Source organism: Actinoplanes regularis (assembly GCF_900188005.1).
Taxonomy (GTDB): Bacteria; Actinomycetota; Actinomycetes; order Mycobacteriales; family Micromonosporaceae; genus Actinoplanes; species Actinoplanes regularis.
Genome location: NZ_FZNR01000015.1, coordinates 1 through 21,862, shown reverse-complemented (window position 1 = coordinate 21,862; position 21,862 = coordinate 1). Strand labels below are relative to the sequence as shown.

20 protein-coding genes and 1 pseudogene are annotated in these 21,862 nt (G+C 72.0%); 13 read left to right on the top strand and 8 right to left on the bottom strand.

The features are described from left to right. Window positions 1-17: 17 nt before the first annotated feature. The 3 genes from CHC09_RS30850 to CHC09_RS30840 form a co-directional block, all read right to left on the bottom strand. Window positions 18-1,391, bottom strand: a complete 1,374-nt coding sequence (locus CHC09_RS30850; RefSeq protein ID WP_089296767.1) for a M1 family metallopeptidase — start codon at window positions 1,389-1,391, stop codon at window positions 18-20. Beyond that, the gene (locus tag CHC09_RS30845) at window positions 1,388-5,305 is read right to left on the bottom strand and encodes a Pls/PosA family non-ribosomal peptide synthetase (RefSeq protein WP_089296766.1); all 3,918 of its coding nucleotides are present in this window, start codon (window positions 5,303-5,305) and stop codon (window positions 1,388-1,390) included. Before CHC09_RS30845 ends, CHC09_RS30850 begins: the two co-directional genes overlap by 4 nt. A 275-nt stretch (window positions 5,306-5,580) precedes the next feature. Further along, window positions 5,581-6,195, bottom strand: a complete 615-nt coding sequence (locus tag CHC09_RS30840; protein ID WP_089296935.1) for a DNA-3-methyladenine glycosylase — start codon at window positions 6,193-6,195, stop codon at window positions 5,581-5,583. Window positions 6,196-6,312: 117 nt separating this feature from the next. Here CHC09_RS30840 and CHC09_RS30835 point away from each other — a divergent pair, with 117 nt between their 5' ends. Continuing rightward, entirely contained in the window at window positions 6,313-7,611 is a 1,299-nt protein-coding gene (locus CHC09_RS30835; RefSeq protein ID WP_089296765.1) for a hypothetical protein, read from the top strand. Here the strand turns inward: CHC09_RS30835 and CHC09_RS30830 are convergent. After that, complete coding sequence (locus CHC09_RS30830) at window positions 7,569-7,820, bottom strand: hypothetical protein (RefSeq protein WP_089296764.1); 252 nt, start codon at window positions 7,818-7,820, stop codon at window positions 7,569-7,571. The two genes, CHC09_RS30835 and CHC09_RS30830, sit on opposite strands and share 43 nt — an antisense overlap. Before the next feature lie 240 nt (window positions 7,821-8,060). On the opposite strand from CHC09_RS30830, the gene CHC09_RS30825 reads away from it, so the two are divergent. The 3 genes from CHC09_RS30825 to CHC09_RS30815 all read left to right on the top strand — a co-directional run bounded on the left by CHC09_RS30825 (window position 8,061) and on the right by CHC09_RS30815 (window position 9,992). Continuing rightward, complete coding sequence (locus CHC09_RS30825) at window positions 8,061-8,936, top strand: helix-turn-helix domain-containing protein (RefSeq protein WP_089296934.1); 876 nt, start codon at window positions 8,061-8,063, stop codon at window positions 8,934-8,936. After that, window positions 8,929-9,141 (top strand): DUF397 domain-containing protein, encoded by a 213-nt coding sequence (locus CHC09_RS30820; RefSeq protein WP_089296763.1) that lies wholly within the window; start codon window positions 8,929-8,931, stop codon window positions 9,139-9,141. The genes CHC09_RS30825 and CHC09_RS30820 overlap by 8 nt, the downstream gene beginning before the upstream one ends. A gap of 116 nt (window positions 9,142-9,257) precedes the next feature. Next, on the top strand, window positions 9,258-9,992 hold the full coding sequence (locus CHC09_RS30815; protein WP_089296762.1) for a CAP domain-containing protein: 735 nt from the start codon (window positions 9,258-9,260) through the stop codon (window positions 9,990-9,992). 11 nt (window positions 9,993-10,003) lie between these two features. Here CHC09_RS30815 and speB read toward each other — a convergent pair whose 3' ends face one another. Beyond that, a complete protein-coding gene (gene speB / locus CHC09_RS30810) occupies window positions 10,004-11,038 on the bottom strand; it encodes an agmatinase (protein WP_089296761.1) in 1,035 nt (344 codons plus the stop codon). A gap of 86 nt (window positions 11,039-11,124) precedes the next feature. On the opposite strand from speB, the gene CHC09_RS47945 reads away from it, so the two are divergent. The 3 genes from CHC09_RS47945 to CHC09_RS30795 are packed head-to-tail and all read left to right on the top strand — an operon-like array spanning window position 11,125 to window position 13,004. Continuing rightward, window positions 11,125-11,724, top strand: coding sequence for a type II toxin-antitoxin system PemK/MazF family toxin (locus CHC09_RS47945; protein WP_239138598.1), 600 nt, complete (start codon window positions 11,125-11,127; stop codon window positions 11,722-11,724). 26 nt (window positions 11,725-11,750) lie between these two features. Further along, the gene (locus tag CHC09_RS30800) at window positions 11,751-12,323 is read left to right on the top strand and encodes a hypothetical protein (protein ID WP_089296760.1); all 573 of its coding nucleotides are present in this window, start codon (window positions 11,751-11,753) and stop codon (window positions 12,321-12,323) included. A 21-nt stretch (window positions 12,324-12,344) separates the two neighbouring features. Then, window positions 12,345-13,004, top strand: coding sequence for an adenylate kinase family protein (locus CHC09_RS30795; RefSeq protein WP_089296759.1), 660 nt, complete (start codon window positions 12,345-12,347; stop codon window positions 13,002-13,004). Between the two features lie 129 nt (window positions 13,005-13,133). On the opposite strand, the gene CHC09_RS30790 is transcribed toward CHC09_RS30795, so the two are convergent. Next, window positions 13,134-14,516, bottom strand: a complete 1,383-nt coding sequence (locus CHC09_RS30790; protein WP_089296758.1) for an MFS transporter — start codon at window positions 14,514-14,516, stop codon at window positions 13,134-13,136. Window positions 14,517-14,588: 72 nt separating this feature from the next. Here CHC09_RS30790 and CHC09_RS30785 point away from each other — a divergent pair, with 72 nt between their 5' ends. From CHC09_RS30785 to ptsP, 5 genes and pseudogenes are all read left to right on the top strand, one after another. Then, the gene (locus tag CHC09_RS30785; protein ID WP_089296757.1) at window positions 14,589-15,518 is read left to right on the top strand and encodes a LysR family transcriptional regulator; all 930 of its coding nucleotides are present in this window, start codon (window positions 14,589-14,591) and stop codon (window positions 15,516-15,518) included. A 10-nt stretch (window positions 15,519-15,528) separates the two neighbouring features. Beyond that, window positions 15,529-16,290 (top strand): annotated as a pseudogene (locus CHC09_RS30780) (PTS transporter subunit EIIC); the annotation flags it as partial. 270 nt (window positions 16,291-16,560) lie between these two features. Beyond that, the gene (locus CHC09_RS47200) at window positions 16,561-16,869 is read left to right on the top strand and encodes a PTS sugar transporter subunit IIBC family protein (protein ID WP_203833268.1); all 309 of its coding nucleotides are present in this window, start codon (window positions 16,561-16,563) and stop codon (window positions 16,867-16,869) included. After that, window positions 16,862-17,308, top strand: a complete 447-nt coding sequence (locus CHC09_RS30775) for a PTS mannitol transporter subunit IIA (RefSeq protein ID WP_089296755.1) — start codon at window positions 16,862-16,864, stop codon at window positions 17,306-17,308. The genes CHC09_RS47200 and CHC09_RS30775 overlap by 8 nt, the downstream gene beginning before the upstream one ends. Further along, window positions 17,301-18,956, top strand: a complete 1,656-nt coding sequence (gene ptsP / locus CHC09_RS30770) for a phosphoenolpyruvate--protein phosphotransferase (RefSeq protein WP_089296754.1) — start codon at window positions 17,301-17,303, stop codon at window positions 18,954-18,956. The genes CHC09_RS30775 and ptsP overlap by 8 nt, the downstream gene beginning before the upstream one ends. A gap of 68 nt (window positions 18,957-19,024) precedes the next feature. On the opposite strand, the gene CHC09_RS30765 is transcribed toward ptsP, so the two are convergent. Next, window positions 19,025-19,495 (bottom strand): hypothetical protein, encoded by a 471-nt coding sequence (locus CHC09_RS30765; protein WP_143232688.1) that lies wholly within the window; start codon window positions 19,493-19,495, stop codon window positions 19,025-19,027. A 32-nt stretch (window positions 19,496-19,527) separates the two neighbouring features. Beyond that, on the bottom strand, window positions 19,528-20,295 hold the full coding sequence (locus tag CHC09_RS30760) for a polyphosphate kinase 2 family protein (protein WP_089296752.1): 768 nt from the start codon (window positions 20,293-20,295) through the stop codon (window positions 19,528-19,530). A gap of 60 nt (window positions 20,296-20,355) precedes the next feature. On the opposite strand from CHC09_RS30760, the gene tyrS reads away from it, so the two are divergent. Beyond that, window positions 20,356-21,615 (top strand): tyrosine--tRNA ligase, encoded by a 1,260-nt coding sequence (gene tyrS / locus CHC09_RS30755; RefSeq protein ID WP_089296751.1) that lies wholly within the window; start codon window positions 20,356-20,358, stop codon window positions 21,613-21,615. Window positions 21,616-21,862: the final 247 nt, after the last annotated feature.

The following is a 21,862-nucleotide window of genomic DNA, read 5'->3' as shown; positions in this document are numbered from 1 at the left end:
GCCCCGGCGGGCAATGGTCATCCGCGCGCGCCTCGCGCCACCGGCCGGTCCGGGTTGCGGGGCAGCGGCGGCAGCTCCGGGCGGTCGAGCCACGCTATGAACAGATCGTCCAGGGGCCGCGTCGCGAACCGCCCGGCGTGCTCGCGGAACTGCTCCGTCGTCACGGTCTGATGCTGGTGCTCGGCGACCCACGACCGCAGCAGCGCGAAGAACGCCGCCTCGCCGACCCGCAGGCGCAGGGCGTGCAGGGTGAGCGCGCCGCGCTTGTAGACCAGCGGGTCGAACATCCGCTCCACCCCCGGGTCGCCGATGGCGAGGTCCGCCGGCTGCGTCGCGAGCCAGGCGTGCCACTGGGCCGCGTGGGCGGCCGCCGACGGGCCACCGGAGGCGCCGGACCAGAGCCATTCGGCGTACGTCGCGAAGCCCTCGTTGAGCCAGATGTGCCGCCAGTCCGCGACCGTCAGGCTGTTGCCGAACCACTGGTGGGCGAGCTCGTGCACGATCAGCCGCTCGTGGGTGCGCTGCCCGTCGACATGGTTGCGCCCGAAGACGGACATGCCCTGTGCCTCGATCGGGTCGTCCAGGTCGTCGTCGACGACCACCACGACGTACTCCGGGAACGGGTACGGCCCGAACAGCCGCTCCAGGTCGGCCATGATCTCGCCGTGCCGCCCGAAGTCGTACCAGAACACGTCCTGTACGCGGGGCGGGATCGCGGCCCGCTGGACCACCCGGCCGGCGGCCAGCTCCACCAGCTCGTAGCGTCCGACCTGGACACCCATCAGGTACGGGGCGGTCGGCTCGTTCCGCTCGTACACCCAGGTGGTGTTGCCCGCCCCACGGCGCCGGGTGACGAGGTCGCCGGTGACCACCACCGTGTACGGCGACGCGGCGGCGACCTTCACCCAGAAGGTGGCCTTGTTGTCGGGCCGGTCGTTGCACGGGAACCAGGACGGCGCCCCGATCGGCTGGCTCGCGACGAGCGCCCCGTCGGTCAGCTCGTCCCAGCCGATGTCACCCCAGTGGCCGGAGATCGGTACGGGCTTCCCGGCGTACCGAATCTCGATCTTGAAAATGGCCCCGTGCCGGATGGCGTGTTCCGGTTTGATCCGGAGCTTGTCCGGCCGATGGGCGAATTTCGCCGGCCGCCCGTCCACCCGGACGTCCTGGACGCGGAACCGCCCGAGGTCGAGGGTGAAGCGGGACAGCGACTGGGTGGCACGCGCGGTGATGACCGCCTTGCCGGCCAGCCGGTTCGACGTGATCCGGTAGTCGAGGTCGAGGTCGTAGTGGAGCACCCGGTAGCCACCGTTGCCGTGTCCGGGAAGATAGGAATCGGCCGAATGGTCGGCGCCCGGTGCGGCGCCGACCGGTCCCGCCGCCGGAGTCATGGCAGTTGCGAAGCCGTGGCCGGCCAGGCCGCGATCGGGTTGCCGAGCCACTGGCTGTCGTCGGGAACCGCGTCACCGCGGGTGACCAGCGAACCCGGCCCCACGGTGGTGCGCGCGCCGATGCTCGCGCCGGGCAGCACGATGCCGTGCGGGCCGAGCGTGGCGCCCGCGCCTAGAGTCACCTCGTCCATGCTCATGATCCGATCATGGAACAGATGGGTCTGGACCACGCACCCCCGGTTCACGGTCGATCCCGCGCCGAGCCGCACCAGATCGTACTCGGGCAGCCAGTACGTCTCCAGCCACACACCTCGGCCGATCCGCGCGCCGAGCGTCCGCAGCCATATGGTCAGCAGCGGTGTGCCGGTGGCGAAGCGGAACAGCCACGGCGCGGCGAGCACCTCGACGAACGTGTCGGCGAGCTCGTTGCGCCACACGAACGACGTCCACAGCGCCCGGTCGGTGACCCGGAACCGGCCGATCAGCAGCCACTTCGCGGCCGTCGCGGTCAACGCGGCGACGATCGCCGCGGCGAGCGTCACCGGCCCGGCGGCGAGCGCCGCGGCCCAGCCGCCCCCGGTCCGCCAGATCAGCGCCAGCGCGGCGAGAACGAGGATCGCCAGTGCACCGGCGCAGATCACCGGGATGATCCGGCACAGTTCGATCGCGGCCCGGGCCACCTTCAGCCGGAGGGGCGGGTCGAAGGTGCGGCTGGCGTCGGCCGCCTCGACGGTCCGGCGCAGCGGCATCGGCGGGGCGCCGAGCCACGACGAGCCCTTCTTCGCCTTGTGCGGCGCCGACGAGAGCACCCCGACCAGGCCCCGCTTGGGAACCGACCGGCCGGGCGCCGCCATCCCCGAGTTGCCGAGGAACGCCTGCTTGCCGATCCGGGCCGGCGCGACCCGGAGCCAGCCGTGGCTCAGCTCGTACCGGGCCACCATCGTGTCGTCGGCCAGGAACGCCCCGTCGTCCACCGTCGTCATCGCGGGCAGCGCGAGCACCGTGGAAGCCTCCACGCCACGGCCCACCTTGGCGCCGAGCAGTCGCAGCCACACCGGGGTGAAGAGGCTGGCGTACATCGGGAACAGTGCGATCCGGGCCATCCCCATCAGGCGTTCGGTGGCCCAGACCTGCCAGGCCACCCGGCCCTGAACGGGGTGGAAGCCGGTGCGCAGACCGATGCTGAGCACGCGGACGGCGACCAGCACGACGAGGGCGTAGCAGGCCAGATAGGCGACGGAGGCCACCGGGACGGCGATCAGCGCGGCCTGCAGAGCCGGTCGGCCGGAGACCGCCCAGCCGAGCACGGCGAGCGCCGGCAGCACGGCCACGACCGGGACCAGGCCCAGCAGGTGGGCGGTCAGCCCGTACCAGGCGACCCAGAACCGGGACCCCAGTCGTGAGCGGTCCGGACGCTGCGCCGGCCAGCCCTCGGTGTTCTTGGCGGCGGCGGGAACGGCCGGGGAACCGGCCCAGCGCTGGTTCGACGGCACGGCACGGGCTACGGTCGAGCCCGCGGCGATCTTCGCGCCCTTGCCGATCCGCGCGTCCGGCATGAGGGTGCTCCGGGCGCCGACCCGGGCGCCGCCGCCGACCCGCACCGTGCCGATCCGGACGACGTCCCCGTCGACCCAGTAGCCGGAGAGGTCGACCTCCGGCTCGATCGCCGCCCCGCGGCCGATCTTCAACAGGCCGGTCACCGGCGGCGCGGAGTGCAGGTCCACGTCGCGGCCGATGCGCGCGCCGAGCAGCCTGGCATAGGTGATCATCCAGCCCGCGCCGGCGACGCCGTTCGCACCGGTCAGCTCGGCGAGCCGCTCGGCGGCCCAGAGCCGCAGATGGACACCGCCGCCGCGTGGGTGGTCACCCGGGCGGACGCCGTGCAGCAGCACCCGAGCGCCCGCGGCCGCCACCGCGATCCGGCCGGCCGGGCTGAACAGCAGCACCCAGCCCGCCGCGAGCCACCACCAGGAGACCCGCGGCGCCCAGGGCGCCGCGTCGAACAGGGCGAGAACCCGCCCCATCGCGGCGAGGGCGGTGAGCCAGCGGAGCCCGACGAGCGCGAGCATCGGCAGCAGCAGCACGACCTGCGCCAGACCGGCCCGCCGGGGAGTGGGCCGGACCTCGGGGCGGGCCGTCGTCTCCGCGCTGATCGCCTCGAGCACCGTCACCATCTGTGACAGGCGGGGGTTCTGGTAGACGTCGGCCACCGACACCTGCGGGTACGTCTGCCGGATCCAGGCCACCAGCTGTGCCGCGTTCAAGCTGCTGCCGCCGCTGCTGAAGAAATCGGCGGCCCGGTCCGCCGGGCGTACGCCGAGGATCTCCTCCCAGCCGTCGGCGAGCCACTCCTCGGCCGCGGTCAGCTCGGTCGCCGGCCCGGTGGCGACCGCCAGCGGCCAGGGCAGCGCCGCCCGGTCCACCTTGCCTGACGTCCGGGTCGGCAGGCCGTCCACCACGGCCAGCAGCGGGACGAGCGCGGCCGGCAGCCGCTCGCGGATCCGCCGCGTCGCGGCCGCCAGGTCGAACTCGCCGCCGTCACGGGTCACCAGGTAGCCGACCAGGAGCTGGTTGCCGCCGGCGGTCTGTTTCACCGCGGCGGCCGCCCCGGCGACGCCGGGCAACGCCTGCAGCGCGGCGTCCACCTCGCCCAGCTCGATCCGGCGTCCGCCGAGCTTCACCTGCTCGTCGCCGCGCCCGAGGAACAGCAGCCCCTCGGGCTGCGCGCGCACGATGTCCCCGCTGCGGTAGGCCCGGCTCCAGTCGAGGGCGGGCAGCGCCGCGAACTTCTCGGCGTCCTTGGCCGCGTCGAGGTAGCGCGCGAGGCCCACGCCGCCGATGACCAGCTCGCCGGTCTCGCCCATCGCCACCGGCTCGCCCGTGGGGTCGACCACGGCGAGCTCCCAGCCGGCGAGCGGCAGGCCGATCCGCACCGGTCCCTCGCCGGTCAGCCGCGCGGCGCAGGCGACCACGGTCGCCTCGGTCGGCCCGTACGTGTTCCAGACCTCCCGCCCCTCGACGGCCAGCCGCTCCGCCAGCTCCGGCGGGCACGCCTCCCCGCCGAAGATCAGCAGCCGGACCCGCTGGAGCGCCTCAACCGGCCACAGCGCGGCGAGCGTCGGCACCGTCGACACGACCGTGATGCGCTGCTCGGCCAGCCACGGGCCCAGGTCGACGCCGCTGCGGACGAGCGCGCGGGCGGCGGGCACCAGGCAGGCGCCGTGCCGCCAGGCGAGCCACATCTCCTCGCACGACGCGTCGAAGGCCACCGAGAGACCCGCGAGGACGCGATCCCGTGGCCCGAGCGCCCCGGCGGCGTCGTCGACGAGGAACAGCTGCGCCTCGGCGTCGACGAACGCGGCCGCGGAGCCGTGCGAGACCGCGACCCCCTTCGGGGTGCCGGTGGAACCGGAGGTGAAGATGATCCAGGCGTCGTCGGCCGGTCCCGGCCGTCCGGGGCGACCCTCCGGGGTACGGCGCGGTGAGACGGTCAGGCCGTCACCCAGCACGGCACAGACGCCCGCCTCGGCGAAGACCAGCTCGGCGCGCTCCTCGGGATCGTCCGCGTCCACCGGTACGTACGCGGCACCGGCCGCGAGCACCCCGAGGATCGCGAGGTACAGTTCCGCCGAACCGGAGGAGATCCGGATGCCGACCCGGTCGCCGACGCCGACCCCGTGCCCGCACAGGGTCTTCCGCAACGCCTCGACCTCGCCGGCCAGCTCACGGTAGGTCAGTCCGGTGGCCCCGGCGTCGATCGCGGGAGCCTCCGCGTGGTCGCGCACCGTCGCGTCGAGGATGTCGAGCAGTGTGCGGCGGATCGGGGCGGACCGGGAGTGGAACAGGGCCGGAGCCCCCGGCGGATCTTCGATCTCGGAAAGCTCGATCAGCCGTAGGTCAGTGGTCACGGTCACCGGGCGCACTCCATCTCCGCCCGGGTTAGCCCCGAGGCAGCCCTCAAAGCTACGGGTGGAGAACGCAGAGTGGCGGCTTGATGTCGAATACGTGACAGCCGACACACCGGCATTCGGGGGCCGGAGCGCGAGTCATTCCACTGTCGACTGTTGTGCGGCGATCCGCCGGCCCGTACGGCGCGCCGCGCCGGCAAGCGTGTACTTCGCGTCGTGGCTGTACCGGGTGTGCACGTGGTGATCGCCGACCAGGTCCGGATCGTCGTGGCCGGGACGGGTCAGCCGCCGTGGGCCGGCGTGCCGGTGCGCCGCCGGGGAACGTGCCGCCGATAGGCGCTGACGGTCGGGTCGTCCTTGATCCAGAAACGCCACGGGAGGTCGTGGGCGGAGGTCACGCCGACCCGCGGTCCGCTTTCGATCAGCTCTTCCGGTATCGGTGCCGGCGGCGGCGTGATCGTCAGCGGGCCGGTGCCGTCGACCACCGAGGTTCCGTACGCCGACCGGTCCAGGCCGAGCACCTGGGTCAGCTTTCCCGGCCCGGCGGCGAGGTCTCGATCGGCTTTCACGGTGGGGCGTCGCTCACGGGCCCGATCGACGCCGTCGACGACCTCTCCGGCGCGCAGGAGGACCGCCGCGGCGACCCCCTCCTCGCCGCAGACCACGTTCAGGCAGTTGTACATGCCGTAGATCTGGTAGACGTAGAGCCGGCCGGCCGGGCCGAACATCACCGCGTTCCGGTTGGTGGGTCCGCGGTGGGCGTGGCTGGCCGGATCCGTGCCGAGACCGCTGTAGGCCTCGACCTCGGTCAGTCGCACGGTCACCCCGTTCGCGGTGAGCCGCCATCCGAGCAGCCCTCGGGCCGCCTCGTCGGCCGCCTCCGCCGGCAACCGCATCCACCCGTACTCCACCACCTCACCCAATCACAACCGCCCGCGCTTGCCGCACCCAGTGACGAACGTGTTACTGGTCGGTATAGTTCGCCGCCATCGGGACGGGCTGGGGAGCTGACAATGGCGCAGGCAGGGGAGCCGCGGGGCGGCGAGGAGGCCGCGACCACTCCGGAGGCGGCAGTCGAGCCGGTTCCGGACGGTGGTGGCGCGGATCCGGGTGCGGCCGGGGAAGCCGGGGAGCCGGACGGTGCGGCGGATCCGCTGGAGACGACGCGGGTGCTCGGTCCGGAGGTGGTCGCCGGGCTGCGAGCCGCCATCGCGGAGCGGGACCTCGCGGCGGCGGGCGGGACCGTGCAGCCGGAAGTCGCACCGCAGCAGAACATTCCACAACAGACCGTGCTGCAGCAGGCCGTGCCGCAACAGGCTGTGCCGCAACAGGCTGTGCCGCAACAGGCTGTGCCGCAACAGGCTGTGCCGGAACAGGGCGTGCCGCAGCAGAACACACCACAAGCCGTGCCGCACCGGGCCAGGCCGCAGCGATTCGTGCCGCAACGGGTCGGGCCGCAACGGGCCGCGCCACAACGGGCCACGCCACAACGGGCCACGCCACAACGCGCCGTGCCACAGCAGGCCGCGCCGGTAGAAGCCGTGCCGGCGGCGCCCGCGCAACCGGACCAGGCTCCCGGCCGTACCCCCAAGGATCTGAAATCCAAGTCGCGCCGCAACTGGGTGCTCACCGGCGCCGCCGCGGCCGTCGTGATCCTGATGTGCTGGGCCTGCAACGGCCTGGGCGGCGGCGCCGCGCCGTCCGCGGAGACCTCGGCCGGGGGCGTTCCCGGCGCACCCAGCGCCTCGGCCTCGGCGGCCCCGGCCAGTCCGCGGGCCGCCACCCGTCCGGTACGCAAGGTCAGCGACCTGCACTCGGTCTGCTCGCAGACCTACTTCCCGGCAGCGCCGAAGTACCGGGGCAAGGCCCCGCACCCGATCGTGATCAGCGCCCAGGAGCGCCTCGACCTGGGGGACCGCTCGGTCCGGACGCTGAACCGCTATGCCTTCTCCGGCTCGGCGGCGGGGAAGTCGGCCTGGGCGCCGGTCCCGGCCAAGGGACAGCTCGTCGCGTGCCTGGATCTGCTCGGTGGCGGCGCGAAGCTCAAGGACTGTCCGGGCGACAGCGCCAAGGCGCCGAAGGTGCCGCTCATGGTGGGCCGTTACCGGCTCGCCGTCTATGAGGTGGCCACCGGCCGGAAGCTGTCCGAGACCACTCTGAACGGCTCCGGCAAGGTCTGCCCGTGGGTCGCCGTGACCGGTTCCGATCCCACGCTGTACACGCCCGTCGACGACAGCCAGTTGTATCGCGCGCTGCGCCCGAAGGTGGCTCAGAGCGTGTCGTCGCCCGTCCAGCCCAAGAAGCGTTCGTAGAGGTCGGAGGGGGTGCCGCCGGTGCCGGCGGCCCAGTCGTCGATCGCCTCGATCAGGCATGAGCCGAGGTAGACGGCGAGGCCGCGCGGAAAGTTCCGGTACTGATCGGTGAGCTCGTCCTTGGCGGTGGCGCACGGCCAGGGCTGACCGCAGACCCGGCAGTCCCACCGGGGGCGCTCACCGACATGTTCGGTCCGCGGCACGAGCATATCCACTCCCCGTAACCCCTTACCTTCCGCGACTCTACGACTACACAATGGAGCGTTGCGTGCCCTAGGCTCGGGCTCAAGCCGTGGCGGCGAGAATCCCGGAAATGGATTCTCGGCGTCTCGATGCAGTCGTTCCGATCGTCTCGAACGAGACAGCCCGGATGACCGCGCCGAGACGCAGCGGCGCGCGATGTGCACGCCGCCAGGCGGGGTGGCGTGCGACGGGAGGAGGTCGCCGGCATGTCCGAGACGGGTTCGACGGTACCGAGACGGCAGGTCGGGCGGCTGCTCAGGCAGTTACGGGAGCAGGCCGGCATCTCCCTGATGGCGGCGGCGCAGGAGCTGGAGTTCTCCCGCGCCCGGATGTACCGGATCGAGAACGGTGAGGTTCCGGTCCGCAAGCACGACGTGATCGCCATGTGCGGGGTGTACGGCGCGCCCGGCCACATGACCGAGGTGCTGATCGGGCTGGCCCAGGAGTCCAAGGCGAAGGGCTGGTGGCACGCGTACGGCGACGTCGTACCCACCTGGTTCGAGCTCTACGTCGGCATGGAGCAGGCCGCGTCCCGCCTGCGGCAGTACGCGCCGGGCGTCATCCCCGGCCTGCTGCAGACCCGGGAGTACGCGGAGTTCGTCTTCGGCCGTTGGCAGGGCGACGACCCGGCCGCCGTGGAGAACGCGGTGGCCGTCCGGCTGGAGCGGCAGTCGCTGCTGAACCGGAGCCGGCCCAGGCCACCACGACTGGACGTGATCATCGACGAGGGCGTGCTGCGGCGGTGCGTGCCGGACACCCTGGGCATGCAGAAGCAGCTCGCGCACCTGGTGAACGTCTCCACCCGGCCGGACATCAGCGTCCGGGTCGTCCCGTTCGCCGCCGGCCCGCACCAGGCCTCCAGCTCCGGGCAGTTCACCGTGCTGGAGTTCCCGGCGCTCGGGACCGCCTCGCCGGAGCCGACCATCATCTACTGCGAGAACCTCACCGGCGCCCTCTATCTGGACAAGCTCGCCGAGGTCGAGACGTACGAGAACATCTGGGCCGCGCTCGAGGCGGCCGCGCTGAGCCAGTCCGATTCAGACGATCTCATCGGCACGATCATCAAGGAGAGCGATGGTTGACCTGAGCGGTGCCGTCTGGCACAAGAGCACCCGCAGCGGCGGCAACGGTGGGGACTGCGTCGAGGTGGCCGCCAATCTCCCCGGCATCGTGGCCCTGCGCGACACCAAGGACCCGGACGGCGCCACCCTGATCTTCACGCACGCGGAGTGGCGCGCGTTCCTGGAGGGCGTGCGAGCCGGCGAGTTCGATCTCGGGGAGCGGTGACTTAGAAGTCCGTGAGCCGCACCTTAAGGAATCCTTTGCGGGCGCCTGCGCGCCCGGCCGGTCACGCATAGTCGTGGGGCGCCGTCCCCCTGTCCGGTCTCCCGAGGTGAATATCCGTGTCGCTCTCCGCTGCCGTCCGTCTCCGGTACAAGCTGGCGGCGGGTTCGACAGCCGTGGTCCTCGGTGCTGGGCTCATCGTGACGGGCCTGGGTCAGCAGGCCGCCGCCGAATCCGGCGGCCCGGCCGACGTCCCGCTCGCCGCCACCGTTCCCGGCAGCGCCCTCCCCGTCGACGAGGAGGTCGTGCAGAGCCCGTCTCCCTCGCACACGGCCACCCCCAGCCGGAAACCGAGCTCCTCGCCGGCGGTCAGGAAGACGCCCAAGCCGGCGAGCACCACGAAGAAGGCGGCCTCCGTGTCCGGTACCGGCTCCCCCGTGACCGGCGTCGTCGACGCGCTGCTGAAGCACATCAACGCGGCCCGCGCCGACGAGGGCCTGCCCGCGCTGAAGCTGGACACCGAACTGTCCAGGGCGTCCACCCTGCACAACCAGCTGATGATCGACGGGTGCGGGCTGTCGCACCAGTGCGACGGGGAAGCCGGGATCGGGGACCGGTTCATCGGTGTCGAGTTCCGTACCGCGGGCGAGAACATCGGCTTCGGCTCCAGCAAGGCCGGCGCCGCCGCGATGATCGAGGCGGCCAACGGGCTGACCGACTCCATGCTCGCCGAGGTCGCGCCGAACGACGGGCACCGCAAGAACCTGCTCAACGAGGACTTCACCCGGATCGGGCTGAGCGTGATCCGCGACAGTCAGGGCCGGACCTGGATGACCCAGGACTTCGTCGGATGAGGACGCGCTAGCTAGCTCGCCCGGCCGGTCGTGCCCCGGTCCCGCAGCAGCGGCGTCGACCGCTTCCAGCGCGGTCCGTCGCCGTCCTTGCGCCTGCGCGCCATCCCGGAGAGCGCCTCGAGGACGACCCGGTTGCCCAGCAGGGCGGTGATCTCCGCGTGGTCGAACGGCGGGGACACCTCGACGATGTCCATGCCGACCACCGGCAGCTCGTGGCAGATCCGGGAGACGCTGTCGAGCAGCTGACGGGCGGTGAAGCCACCCGGTTCGGGGGTGCCGGTGCCGGGCGCGTGCCCGGGGTCGCAGACGTCGATGTCGACGGAGAGGAAGACCCCGTCGCAGCCGTCCAGGGCGATCTCGAACGCGCTGTCCAGCACCGCGTCCAGCCCCCGCTCGACGATCTCGCTCATGTGGAACGAGTTCATCCGCTGATCGGCCATCCAGTCCAGGATCTCCGGGCCCGGCCAGTAGCCGCGCAGGCCGAGCTGCAGGAACCGGTCGCCGCGGACCGCGCCGGACTCGATCAGCCGGCGCATCGGCTGGCCGTGGCCGTAGAGCGAGCCGAACTCGATGTCGCCGGTGTCCGCGTGCGCGTCGAAGTGGATCACCGAGATCCGGCCCTTGCCGTGCGCGTTCGCCACCCCGGTCACGTCCGGCCAGGTCACCGTGTGGTCGCCGCCCAGGATCAGCGGGATCGTCCCCTGCCCGGCGAGGAAACCGACCGCTTCTTCGATGGTCCGGCAACTGCGCTCGATCTCGCCGCTGAAGACCTCCAGGTCGCCGGCGTCCTTGACGGTCAGGTCGGTGCTGAGCGCGTCGACCCGCATCGCCATGTGCGGGCGGGAGCCGTCGTGCGCCAGGTAGTCGGTGCCGCGGATGACCTGCGGGCCGAATCGCGCGCCCGGGCGGTGCGAGGTGCCGCCGTCGAAGGGCGCGCCGATGATCACCACGTCGGCGTCGGAATACGTCTCCGGCTCCCGCCAGTCGCAGGCCGGGATGCCGAGGAACGTGTAGTCCGGTCCGAACATCGGTCCATAGCGCGTCATGGTGGGTATCCTGCCCGGCTGCCGGTACCGGCGGGAGCCGTATCGCCATTCTGTATGGCCGTACCGGAAAGGCTTAAGGTTCAGCGGTGTTCGCAAAGCTGATCTCCTTCCTGCGCGGGTTGTTCGGAACGGCGCCGAGGCCGACGGCTCCCACCACCCGGCCGGCGCCGCGCCCGGCGCCGCCGAGACCCACGACCCCTCCTCGCGCGGACGCGCCGCGGAAACCCAGGCCGTCCGCGGGACCCAAGCCGGCGGCGCCCAGACCCAAGCCGGCGGCGCCCAGGCCGCGCCCGCCCCGGCAAGTCCCCACCCAGGATCGTGGCCGCACCATCGCCTATGCCCCGAACCTCGACGGCGACGCCGACCCCGGCGAGATCGTCTGGACCTGGGTCCCCTACGAGGACGACCCCGCCCAGGGCAAGGACCGCCCGGTCCTGGTCGTCGGCCGGGACGGCCGCAGCCTGCTCGGGCTCATGCTCTCCAGCCAGAGCGAGCGCGACGGCCAGCGCAACTGGCTGGCTCTCGGCGCCGGCGAATGGGACCGCACCGCACGTCCCAGCTGGATCCGCCTGGACCGGGTCCTGGAGATCGAGGAGGACGGCATCCGCCGCGAGGGCGCCATCCTCGACCGGGGCCGCTTCGATCGGGTGGCGGCCCGGCTCCAGGGTGACTACGGCTGGGCGTGATCGGACGGCCGGATAGCGTTGCGGTCATGAATGAGGACGTCATGACCGGCTTCGGCGGCAAACAGGCGTGGCTGGCGATCGCCGGCCGGGACCAGGTGGCCGTGACCGCGGCCCTCGGCCTGCGCGATCTCGGCCCGGTCCGCTGGCGCGACGGCCTCGACCTGGCTCATCTGACCGGCGACCGGGTGGCGGTGACCCCGCCGCTGCCCGGTGCCCGTGACACGTCCTGGGTGCTCGTCGCCGGCCGTTGGCTGCTGAACCCGGGCCCCGACGTGGTCGCCCTCTCCGATGTCCTCGAGACCGAGGTGCAGTACTTCGCCACACATCGCGTAACAGAGTTGCATCGATGGCAGCGGGCAGTGAAGGGTGACCTCGTGCGAGCGTTCGGGTACGTCGGCCAGACCGGCGAGGTCACCTCGTGGTTCGGCGAGCCCGGCCCGGCGGAACGGGAGGCCGGCCTGCCCGGTGAGCTCGACCCGGAGGCCAGCGTGCTGGTCTCCGAGCGTGACGTGTTCCGGGTCGCCGGCGCCTGGAGCATCGATCCCACCACGTTGACCGGGCTCCCGCCCGGCCCGCTGCGGATCGGCGCGGCGGATTGACTTCCCCCCGGAGGCCACCACATGCGCAAGTACGTGATCATGGGAGTCCAGGGCAGCGGCAAGGGCACCCAGGGTCAGCTGCTCGCCCGCGAACTCGATCTGGTGCACATCAGCGTCGGTGACATCTTCCGCTGGAACGTGCGCAACCACACCAAGATGGGTGCCCAGGTCAAGCGGATCATGGCGGCCGGTGAGCTGGTCGGCGACGACCTGGTCGAATCGGTCGTCCGCCACCGGCTGCAGCAGCACGACTGGAACTACGGCTTCGTCATCGACGGCTTTCCGCGCAACGGCGCGCAGGCCGAGTTCTTCATGGAGAGTTACGACCTCGACGCGGTCATCCACCTGGAGCTCCCCGACCACGAGGTGCGCCGCCGGGTGCTCAGCCGCCGCCTCTGCCCGAGCTGCGGCATGGACTACAACCTGATCGCCGACCGCCCGGAGCAGGAGGGCCGCTGCGACATCTGCGGCCACGAACTGGTCACCCGCGCCGACGACACGCCGGAGGCGCTCGAGGCCCGGCTCCGCGACTATCACGAGAAGACCCGCCCGGTCCTCGAGCTCTTCCAGCGCAAGGAGGTCGTCCACGACGTCGACGCGCGCCCTCCGGTCGACGAGGTCCAGGCCGCCATCCGCAAGACCCTCGCCCTCCCGCCCTACATCCCGGCGCTCCCGGCCTAGACCATTCATTTCGCGGTACGACTACGGAGCCCCGTTCGCAGCCCTCTCGGGCCAGGTCCCGGGTCCTCCCGCGCGGTGTCGCGCCGCCTGGCGGGCCGCGACGCGCCGCCCGGTCCGTCCCGCCAGGGGTCAGACCGTCGCCGGCCGGCGATCGTGGGCCGGTGACGGCCAGGTGGCCACCACCGCGACCGTCGCGACGGCGAGGAGGCCGGCCAGCACGCGATAGCCGACGGTCAGACCGGCGAGGAAGTCGTCGGCGGAGCGCAGCGCGTGGTGCTCGTTGAGCACGGTGCCGATCAACGCGACCCCGAGGGCCGCGCCGACCTCCCGGGCCGCCGAGTTCAGCCCGGAACCGAGCCCGGCGCTGCTCGCGGGCAGCCCCGCCAGGATCCCGCCGGTCAGCGCCGGTGCGCACAGCCCCATGCCGGCCGCCATCAGCAACAGGTAGGCGGCGTAGATCGGGTACGGCGTTCCGGCGTCCACGCTCGACAGCAGGAGCAGCCCGGCGACGATCCCGGTGAGCCCGGCCGCGATGACCGGCCGGGGCCCGTACCTCTCGGTCAGCGGCACCGCCCGCCGCGAGACGACCCCCATCCCGATCGCGAGGGGCCCGATCGCCAGCCCGGTGACCAGGGTCGAGTACCCCTTCACGTTCTGCAGGAACTGCGCGTTCACATAGAACAGCCCGAACAGCGCGAGAAACGTCGCCCCGACACCGAGGGCCCCGGCCCGTACCGACGGGATCCGGAAGACCCGCGGGTCGAACAGCGGCCGGCGGGAGCGCAGCGCATGCCCGCCGAAAGCGCCGAGCAGGACCAGGCCCGCCGCGAACGACCCGAGCACCAGGGTGCTGGCCCAGCCCTTCTCCGGACCCTCGATGATGCCGTGCAGCAGCGCGAACAACCCGCCGGTCAGCAGCACCGTGCCGACCGGGTCGACCGGCGCGTCATGCCGCGGGGCCCGCGGCACGTACCTCGCGACGCCGGCCACCAGGAGCACGGCCACGGGGACGAAGGTGAGGAACAGGGCCGGCCAGTCGAAGTACTCCAGCACCGCGCCGGCGACCAGGTTGCCGACCATCCCGCCGAGCCCCATGCAGGCGGTCCACAGTGCGATCGCGTGCGGCCGGCGCTCCGGGCGGGTGGCGTGCAGCAGCAGGGCCAGGGTGGCGGGTTGCGCGAGCGCGGCCGCGACGCCCCCGAGCGCCCGGCCGGCCTGGAGCGCGGCGACGTTCGGGGCCAGCGCGCTGATCAGGTTGGCCGCGCCGAAGAGGGCCAGGCCGGCGAGCAGGACTCCCTTGCGGCCGATCCGGTCGCCGAGCGCGCCGGCCGGGATCAGCAGCCCGGCGAAGGCGAGCACGTACGCGTCGACGATCCAGACCAGATCGCTCGCGCCCGCGTGCAGGTCGCTCGCGGCGAACCGCGGGATGGCCAGGTTGATGCCCGCGACCAGGGACTGGAGGGTGAGCACGGTCAGGCACATCAGGACCAGAGTGGAGTTCTCCCGTTTCATGCGATCGACGCTAGGATCGGCGATATCTAACGTCAAATGCATGCTTAGCAAGGGAAGGTTGCGCCAGACGCAATGAATCTGGATCTCAATCTGCTGATCGCCCTGGACGCGTTGCTGGAGGAGGGCAGCGTCGGTGGAGCGGCCCGCCGGCTGCACCTGTCCGAGCCCGCCGCCAGCCGCGCGCTGGGCCGGATCCGGACCGTGATCGGCGACCCGATCCTGGTCCGCGCCGGCCGGCGGATGGTGCTCACCCCGCGCGCCCAGGAGCTCCGGACCGAGGTCCACGCGCTGGTCGAGCGGGCCCGCGCGGTGTTCACCCCACCCGGCCCGCCGGACCCGGCGACCCTGCGGCGGGTCTTCACCGTTCTCGCCGACGACGTGGCGATCGCGTTCGGCCCCGAGCTGCTGGCCCGGGTCCGCACCGAGGCGCCCGGCGTGAGCCTGCGATTCCTCGGCGAGGACTCGTCACCGGACGGCGGGCTCGCGCTCCGCGACGGCCGGGCCGACCTGGACATCGGCGTGGTGCAGGACGCGCCGCCGGAGATCATCGTCGAACCGCTCTTCACCGACCGGATGGCCGGGGTGGTGCGCGCCGGGCACCCGCTCACCGAGGGCGAGCTGACCCCGGAGCGGTACGCCGCGGCCACCCACGTGAGCGCGTCCCGCCGCGGCAAGCTGACCGGCCCGATCGACGACGCGCTGGCCGAGCTGGGCCTGACCCGCCGGGTGGCCCTCGCGGTGCCGACCTTCGGTGCGGCGCTGATGGTGGTCGCCCGTACCGACCTGGTCGGGGTGATGCCCTGGCGGCTCGGCCGCCGTGCGGTCGAGGCGCTCGGCCTGGTCGCCCTGGAGCCGCCGATCAGCCTGCCCGCCAAGGAGATCGCCATGGCCTGGCACCAGCGTTACGACGCCGACGGTGCCCACCGCTGGCTGCGCGCCCGCGTCCGCGAGACCATCGCCCACCTCACCGCTCCGGGCCCGGCTGCTGAGACTCGGCGGTAATCTGGCCGACATGGTCATGCCCAACGTCGGGGCGCTGATCGCATGGGGTCTGATCACGGCGTTGTTCATCCCCGCCGGGTGGTTTCCGAACGGGAACCTGGCTCAGCTCGTCGAGCCGATGATGATGTATCTGCTGCCGACCCTGTTCGGTCTCAGTGCCGGCCGGGTGGTGCACGGACAGCGCGGCGCGGTGATCGGCGCGGTCGCCACCTTCGGCGTCATAGTCGGTTCCGACGTGCCGATGTTCCTGGGCGCGATGATCATCGCCCCGCTCGCCGCGTACACCCTGAAGCGCTTCGACAACGCGGTCGACCGCAAGGTCAGACCGGGCTTCGAGATGCTGGTGGACAACTTCTCGGCCGGCATCCTCGGCGCCCTCTTCGCGATCCTCGGCAAGCTGGCCGTCGGCCCGCTCGTCGACATCCTGACCAGGGCGGCCGGCAAAGGCGTCGACTGGCTGCTCGAGCACCACCTGACACCGCTCTCCTCGGTGCTGGTCGAGCCCGCCAAGGTGGCCTTCCTGAACAACACGATCAACCGCGGCGTGCTGGGCCCGCTGGGCGTGCAGCAGGCGGCGGCGAACGGCAAGTCGATCCTGTTCCTGATCGAGACGAATCCCGGCCCGGGTCTCGGTCTGCTCACCGCGTACCTGCTCTTCGGCCCGAGGTCGCTGCGGCCGAGCACCCCGCCCGCGATGATCATCCATTTTTTCGGCGGCATCCAGGAGGTCTACTTCCCGTACGTGCTGATGAAGCCGCGCCTGGTCCTCGCGATGATCGCCGGCGGCGTGGCCGGCGTCACCGTCTTCATGATCACCGGGACCGGTGCGGTCGCCATCCCCACCCCGGGCAGCATCTTCGCCTACTTCGCGGTCACCGCGAAGAGCGGCTATCTCGGTATGCTCTTCGGCGTGGCCGCCGGGGCCGCGGTCACCTTCGTGACCGCCTCGACGCTGCTCGGTTTCGGCAGGCTGAAGTCCGATCGGAAGACCGACGAGGTGGCCGTGGACCTTTCAGGGAAGACGCTGGACGCGGGCCCGGTCGTGGTCACCATCAACGGCAAGGACATCCACAAGCTGGTGGTCGCCTGCGACGCCGGCATGGGCAGCAGCGTGATGCTCGCCGGCACCCTGCGCAAGCAGCTCGGCAAGTCCCACGTCACGGTGGAGCACACCGCTGTCAGATCGATCCCGGCCGATGCCGACATGGTGGTCTGCCACGAGGGCCTGGCCGCGCGGGTCCGGTCGGCCGCCCCCGGCAAGCCGGTCGTGCCGTTCCAGATCTTCCTCGGCGACCCGGCGATCACCAGGGTCGTCGAGGCCATCCAGCAGGGCACCGACCTCGATGTCTGAGCTGCTGGACCGCCGGGCGATCAGGCTCGCCGAGCCGGCGGCCGACCGTGACGACGCGATCCGCCGCACCGGCGCGGCCCTGGTCGGGATCGGCGCGGCCGCGCCGGGATACGTCGACACCATGCTCGTCCGCGAGCAGTCGATCTCCACCTACGTCGGCGCGGGTGTCGCGATCCCGCACGGCACCGTCGACGGCAGGGGCCTGGTCGAGCGCGACGCCCTCGCGGTGCTGCGCTTCCCGGACGGCGTCGACTGGGGCGGCGAGCGGGTCACCGTCTGCGTCGGCATCGCGGCCCGCGCCGACGGGCACGTCGGGCTGCTCGCCGCCCTCGCCGCGGTGCTGCTCGACGAGGACCAGGCTCGTGAACTGCGCGAGGCCACCGATCCGGAGACCGTGATCCGGCTGCTCGGCCCGGTTCAGGCCGCCGGCGATGCCTGAGCGGGCGAGCCTCTCGGGGATCGGGGTCTGCCCGGGCGTCGCCGCCGGGCCGCTTATCCGCCTCGCCGGCGCGCCGGTGCTGCCCCCGCCGGTGCCGGTCGGCGACGCCGGGGCGGAGACGGTACGGGCCTACGGGGCCCTCGCCGAAGTGGTCGCCGACCTGGAACGGCGTGCCGCTCGTGCGGCCGAGGCGACCGTGGCCGAGGTGCTGCGCGCCGAGGCGACGATGGCCGGCGACGAGGAACTGCGCGACGCGGTCCGGGAACACGTCGAGGCCGGAGCCGACGCACCGCACGCGATCGCCGCCGCCTTCGGCACGTTCCGGGAGCTGTTCGCCGCGGCCGGTGGCCACCTCGCGGAACGGGTCGCGGACCTGGACGACCTGCGTGACCGGTCGGTCGCCGTCCTGCTCGGCCTGCCGATGCCCGGCCTGCCCCCGCCCGGCCACCCGTACGTGCTGGCCGCCCGCGACCTCGCTCCCACCGTCACCGCCGACCTCGACCCGGAGCAGGTCCTCGCCCTGGTCACCGAGGCCGGCGGTCCGACCAGCCACACCGCCATCCTGGCCCGGGCGCTCGGCCTGCCCGCCGTGGTGGCCTGCCCCGGCGTGCTGGAGGTCGCCGAGCACACTCTGGTCCTGGTGGACGGCGCGACCGGCCGGGTCGAGATCGGCGTCGACGAGGAGACCGTGGCGGCCGCCCGGCTCGGCTCCGCCGGCTCCGTCGGCTCCGCCGGGGACGAGGCGATCACCGGGCCGGGCGGCACCTCCGACGGAGCTCCGGTGAGGCTGCTGGCCAACGTCGGTTCGGTACGCGACGTGCCGGCCGCCGACCGGGCACACGCCGAGGGGATCGGGCTGTTCCGCACCGAGCTGCTGTTCCTCGGCCGCACCTCGGAACCGTCCAGGGGTGAGCAGGTCGCGGCGTACCGGGACGTCTTTCGCGCGATGGCCGGGCGGCGCGTGGTGATCCGGACGCTGGACGCCGGCGCCGACAAGCCGCTGCCGTTCCTGCACCAGGACGAGGAGCCCAATCCCGCCCTGGGGATTCGCGGCCTGCGCGTGGCGCGGCGACGTCCGGGCGTGCTGACCACCCAGCTCGCGGCGATCGCGGACGCCGCCGCGGAGTGTGGCGCGGAGGTCTGGGTGATGGCCCCGATGGTGTCCACCCTCACCGAGGCGACCGAGTTCGCGGCGGCGGTGTACGAGGCGGGCCTGCCGAAGGCGGGCGTGATGATCGAGGTGCCGGCCGCCGCGCTGCGTGCGGCCGAGCTGTTGCGGGCGGTCGACTTCCTCAGCATCGGGACGAACGACCTGAGCCAGTACGCGTTCGCCGCCGACCGGAGCGGCGGCGACCTGGCCGACCTGCTCGACCCGTGGCAGCCGGCGCTGCTGCGGCTGATCGAGATCTGCGGGGACGCGGGACGGGAGACCGGGAAGCCGGTCGGGGTGTGCGGGGAGGCGGCCGCGGATCCGCGGCTCGCGCCGGTGCTGGCCGGGCTCGGGGTGAGCAGCCTGTCGATGTCACCGCGGGCGTTGCCGGGGGTGCGGGCGTCGCTGGCGCGGTATTCGTACACGGAATGCCGTCGCCTGGCCGAACTCGCCGTCGTCGCCCCCGACGCGGCCTCGGCCCGCGACCTCATCGGATAGCGCCCCGGAGAAGTCGAAGGCCCCCGCCGGCGGCGGAGGCCTTTCATCGGTCGATCCTCGGCCTCTCACTAGTTGAACGGGAATCCGGGCCCGAAGTTCAGCCGCACGTTGTCCAGGTTCATCCCACGCACGTTCGTCATCATCCGGATCACGTCCAGCGCGACCTGGGGCGTGCCGGGCGCACCCTGGACCACGATCACCCGCTTCGTGGTTCTGTCCCGGTAACCCGCCTCGATCCGGTAGGTGAACCGGTTGGCGGGGACGCGCGCGATCGTGTACGACGGCCGCAGCGCCAGGAAGGCCGCGCTGGACGCCAGCCGCAGCACCGCCGCGTCCTCCCGGGTGTTGGCGCCGACCAGGGTGGTCACGGCTTGGCCGCTCCCGCCACCGGTGCGGACGAGGGCCACGGCGACCGCCTGGCGGGTGACGACCGGCGAGGTCTGTGCGGACGGCGCGGCCGGCTCGGCCGCCACGGCGGGCGCGGCGGTGCCGGTCAGGCCCGCCAGCAGTACAGCAGCGCTTAGCAGAAATCTACTCATGTGGCCATAATAATGGCGTATAACGGACTAGATTATGCAAATGCCCCAAGTCTTACAAGACGCTCCTCAATCACTTCACAGACCCGCTCCACCACCGCGAACCGGGCGTACTTCTTGTCGTCACCGGGGATCACGTGCCAGCGGGCCCGCGGCTGATCCGTGCGCGCCAGCATCTCGTCGATCGCCTCGGTGTAGAGGCCGCGCTTCTCCCGGTTCCGCCAGTCCTCGTCGGTCAGCTTCCAGGCCCGCAACGGGTCGTTCGCCCGGCTCTCGAACCGGCGCAACTGCTCGGCGGCGGAGACGTGCATCCAGAACTTGATCAGGATCATGCCCTCCGCGGTCAGCATCCGCTCGAACTCGTTGATCTCGTCGTACGCCCGCATCCACTGTTCCTCGGTGGCGAACTTCTCCACCCGCTCCACCAGCACCCGCCCGTACCAGGACCGGTCCAGCACCGCCATCCCGCCGGCGCCGGGCAGCACCCGCCAGAACCGCTGCAGGAAGTGATGCCGCTTCTCGTCGTAGGTGGGCGCGGCGAACTGCGACACCCGCACGTGACGCGGGTCCAGCGGCGACACCAGCCGCCTGATCGCCCCGCCCTTGCCGGACGCGTCCCACCCCTCGAACACCACGCAGAGCGGCGGCCCGATCCGCTTCTCCCCGGCCTGCCCGCCCCCGCTCATCTGACCGCCGAGCATCAGGCGCAACCGGAGCAGCCGCTGCTGAGCCTTCTCCAGCCGCTCCGTGGCCTTCTTCTCGCTGATCCGCACCGGAGGTTTCGCGCTGCTCAGGTGATCCATTCGCTCAGCATCCCGCAAACCCGGTGTGATCCGCAGCCGGCGGTGCGGGAGAATCCGTGCGTGACTCTCGTAGACGACCTGACGTGGCGTGGACTGATCCAGGACTCGACCGACCCCGATGAGCTGCGCAAGGCACTCGACGGCTCCTCGATCACGTTCTATATCGGGTTCGACCCGACCGCCGCCTCGCTGCACGTGGGCAACCTGATGCAGCTCGTCACGGCCCGCCGGCTCCAGCTCGGCGGACACCGGCCGCTGCTGCTCGTCGGGGGCGCCACCGGCCAGATCGGCGACCCGGGCGGCAAGTCCACCGAGCGCACGCTCAACTCGCAGGAGGTCACCGCCGGCTGGGCCGGGCAGATCCGGGAGCAGGTCGCGCCGTTCGTGACCTACGACGGGGACAACGCCGCCACGGTGGTGAACAACCTGGACTGGACCGGCCCGATGTCGGTGATCGACTTCCTGCGGGACGTCGGCAAGCACTTCCCGGTCAACAAGATGCTGGCCCGCGACGTGGTGCGCAACCGGCTGGAGACCGGGATCAGCTACACCGAGTTCAGCTACCAGCTGCTGCAGGCCAACGACTTCTACCAGCTGCACGAGAAGTACGACTGCCGGCTGCAGTTCGGCGGCTCCGACCAGTGGGGCAACATCACCGCCGGCGTCGACTTCGTGCGCCGCCGCGAGGGCGGCCCGGTGCACGCCTTCACCACCCCGCTGGTGCTGAAGGCGGACGGCACCAAGTTCGGCAAGAGCGAGTCCGGCACGGTCTGGCTCAACCCCGAGATGACCTCGCCGTACGCGTTCTACCAGTTCTGGATCAACGCCGACGACCGCGACGTCGTCACCTACCTGAAGTACTTCAGCTTCAAGAGCCGCGAGGAGATCGAGGAGCTGGAGAAGGCGACCGCGGAGCGGCCCCAGGCCCGGCTCGCGCAGCGGGCGCTCGCCGAGGAGATCACCGCGCTGGTGCACGGCGATGAGGAGGCCCGGCAGGCCATCGCGGCCAGCCAGGCGCTCTTCGGGCGAGGCTCGCTCGACGAGCTCTCCGCGGACACCTTGCGCGCCGCTCTGGCCGAGGCCGGACTGCTGTCGGTACGGGGTGAGCTTCCCGCTGTGGGCACCCTGCTGAAGGAGTCGGGACTGGTGGCCAGCGCCAACGAGGCCCGGCGCACGATCAGTGAGGGTGGCGCCTACCTGAACAACGAGCGGATCACCGACGGTGAGGCGGTCGTGCCCGCGTCCGCGCTGCTGCACGGGCGGTTCCTCGTGCTGCGGCGGGGGAAGCGGACGTTCGCCGGCGTGGAATTCTCGTCCTGACGGTTTCTCGAAAGCCCCGGTCCCGCCTGGGACCGGGGCTTTCGCGTTCGTCCGCAGCGCCCTGACCTGAGGGTTTTAACTCGCATGGGTGGTGTGACCACGGTCGCTGCTTGCTGATTTGAAGTTGCGGGCATCGGCGAGTAATGTTTTCGAAGCCGCCAGGGAGACGGGCGAGCGAACGAGACCTGTGAGGGGCTCGGAGCGGCCGTCCTGACGGAAATCCTTCCAAGATCTCGCGGTCTAGTGT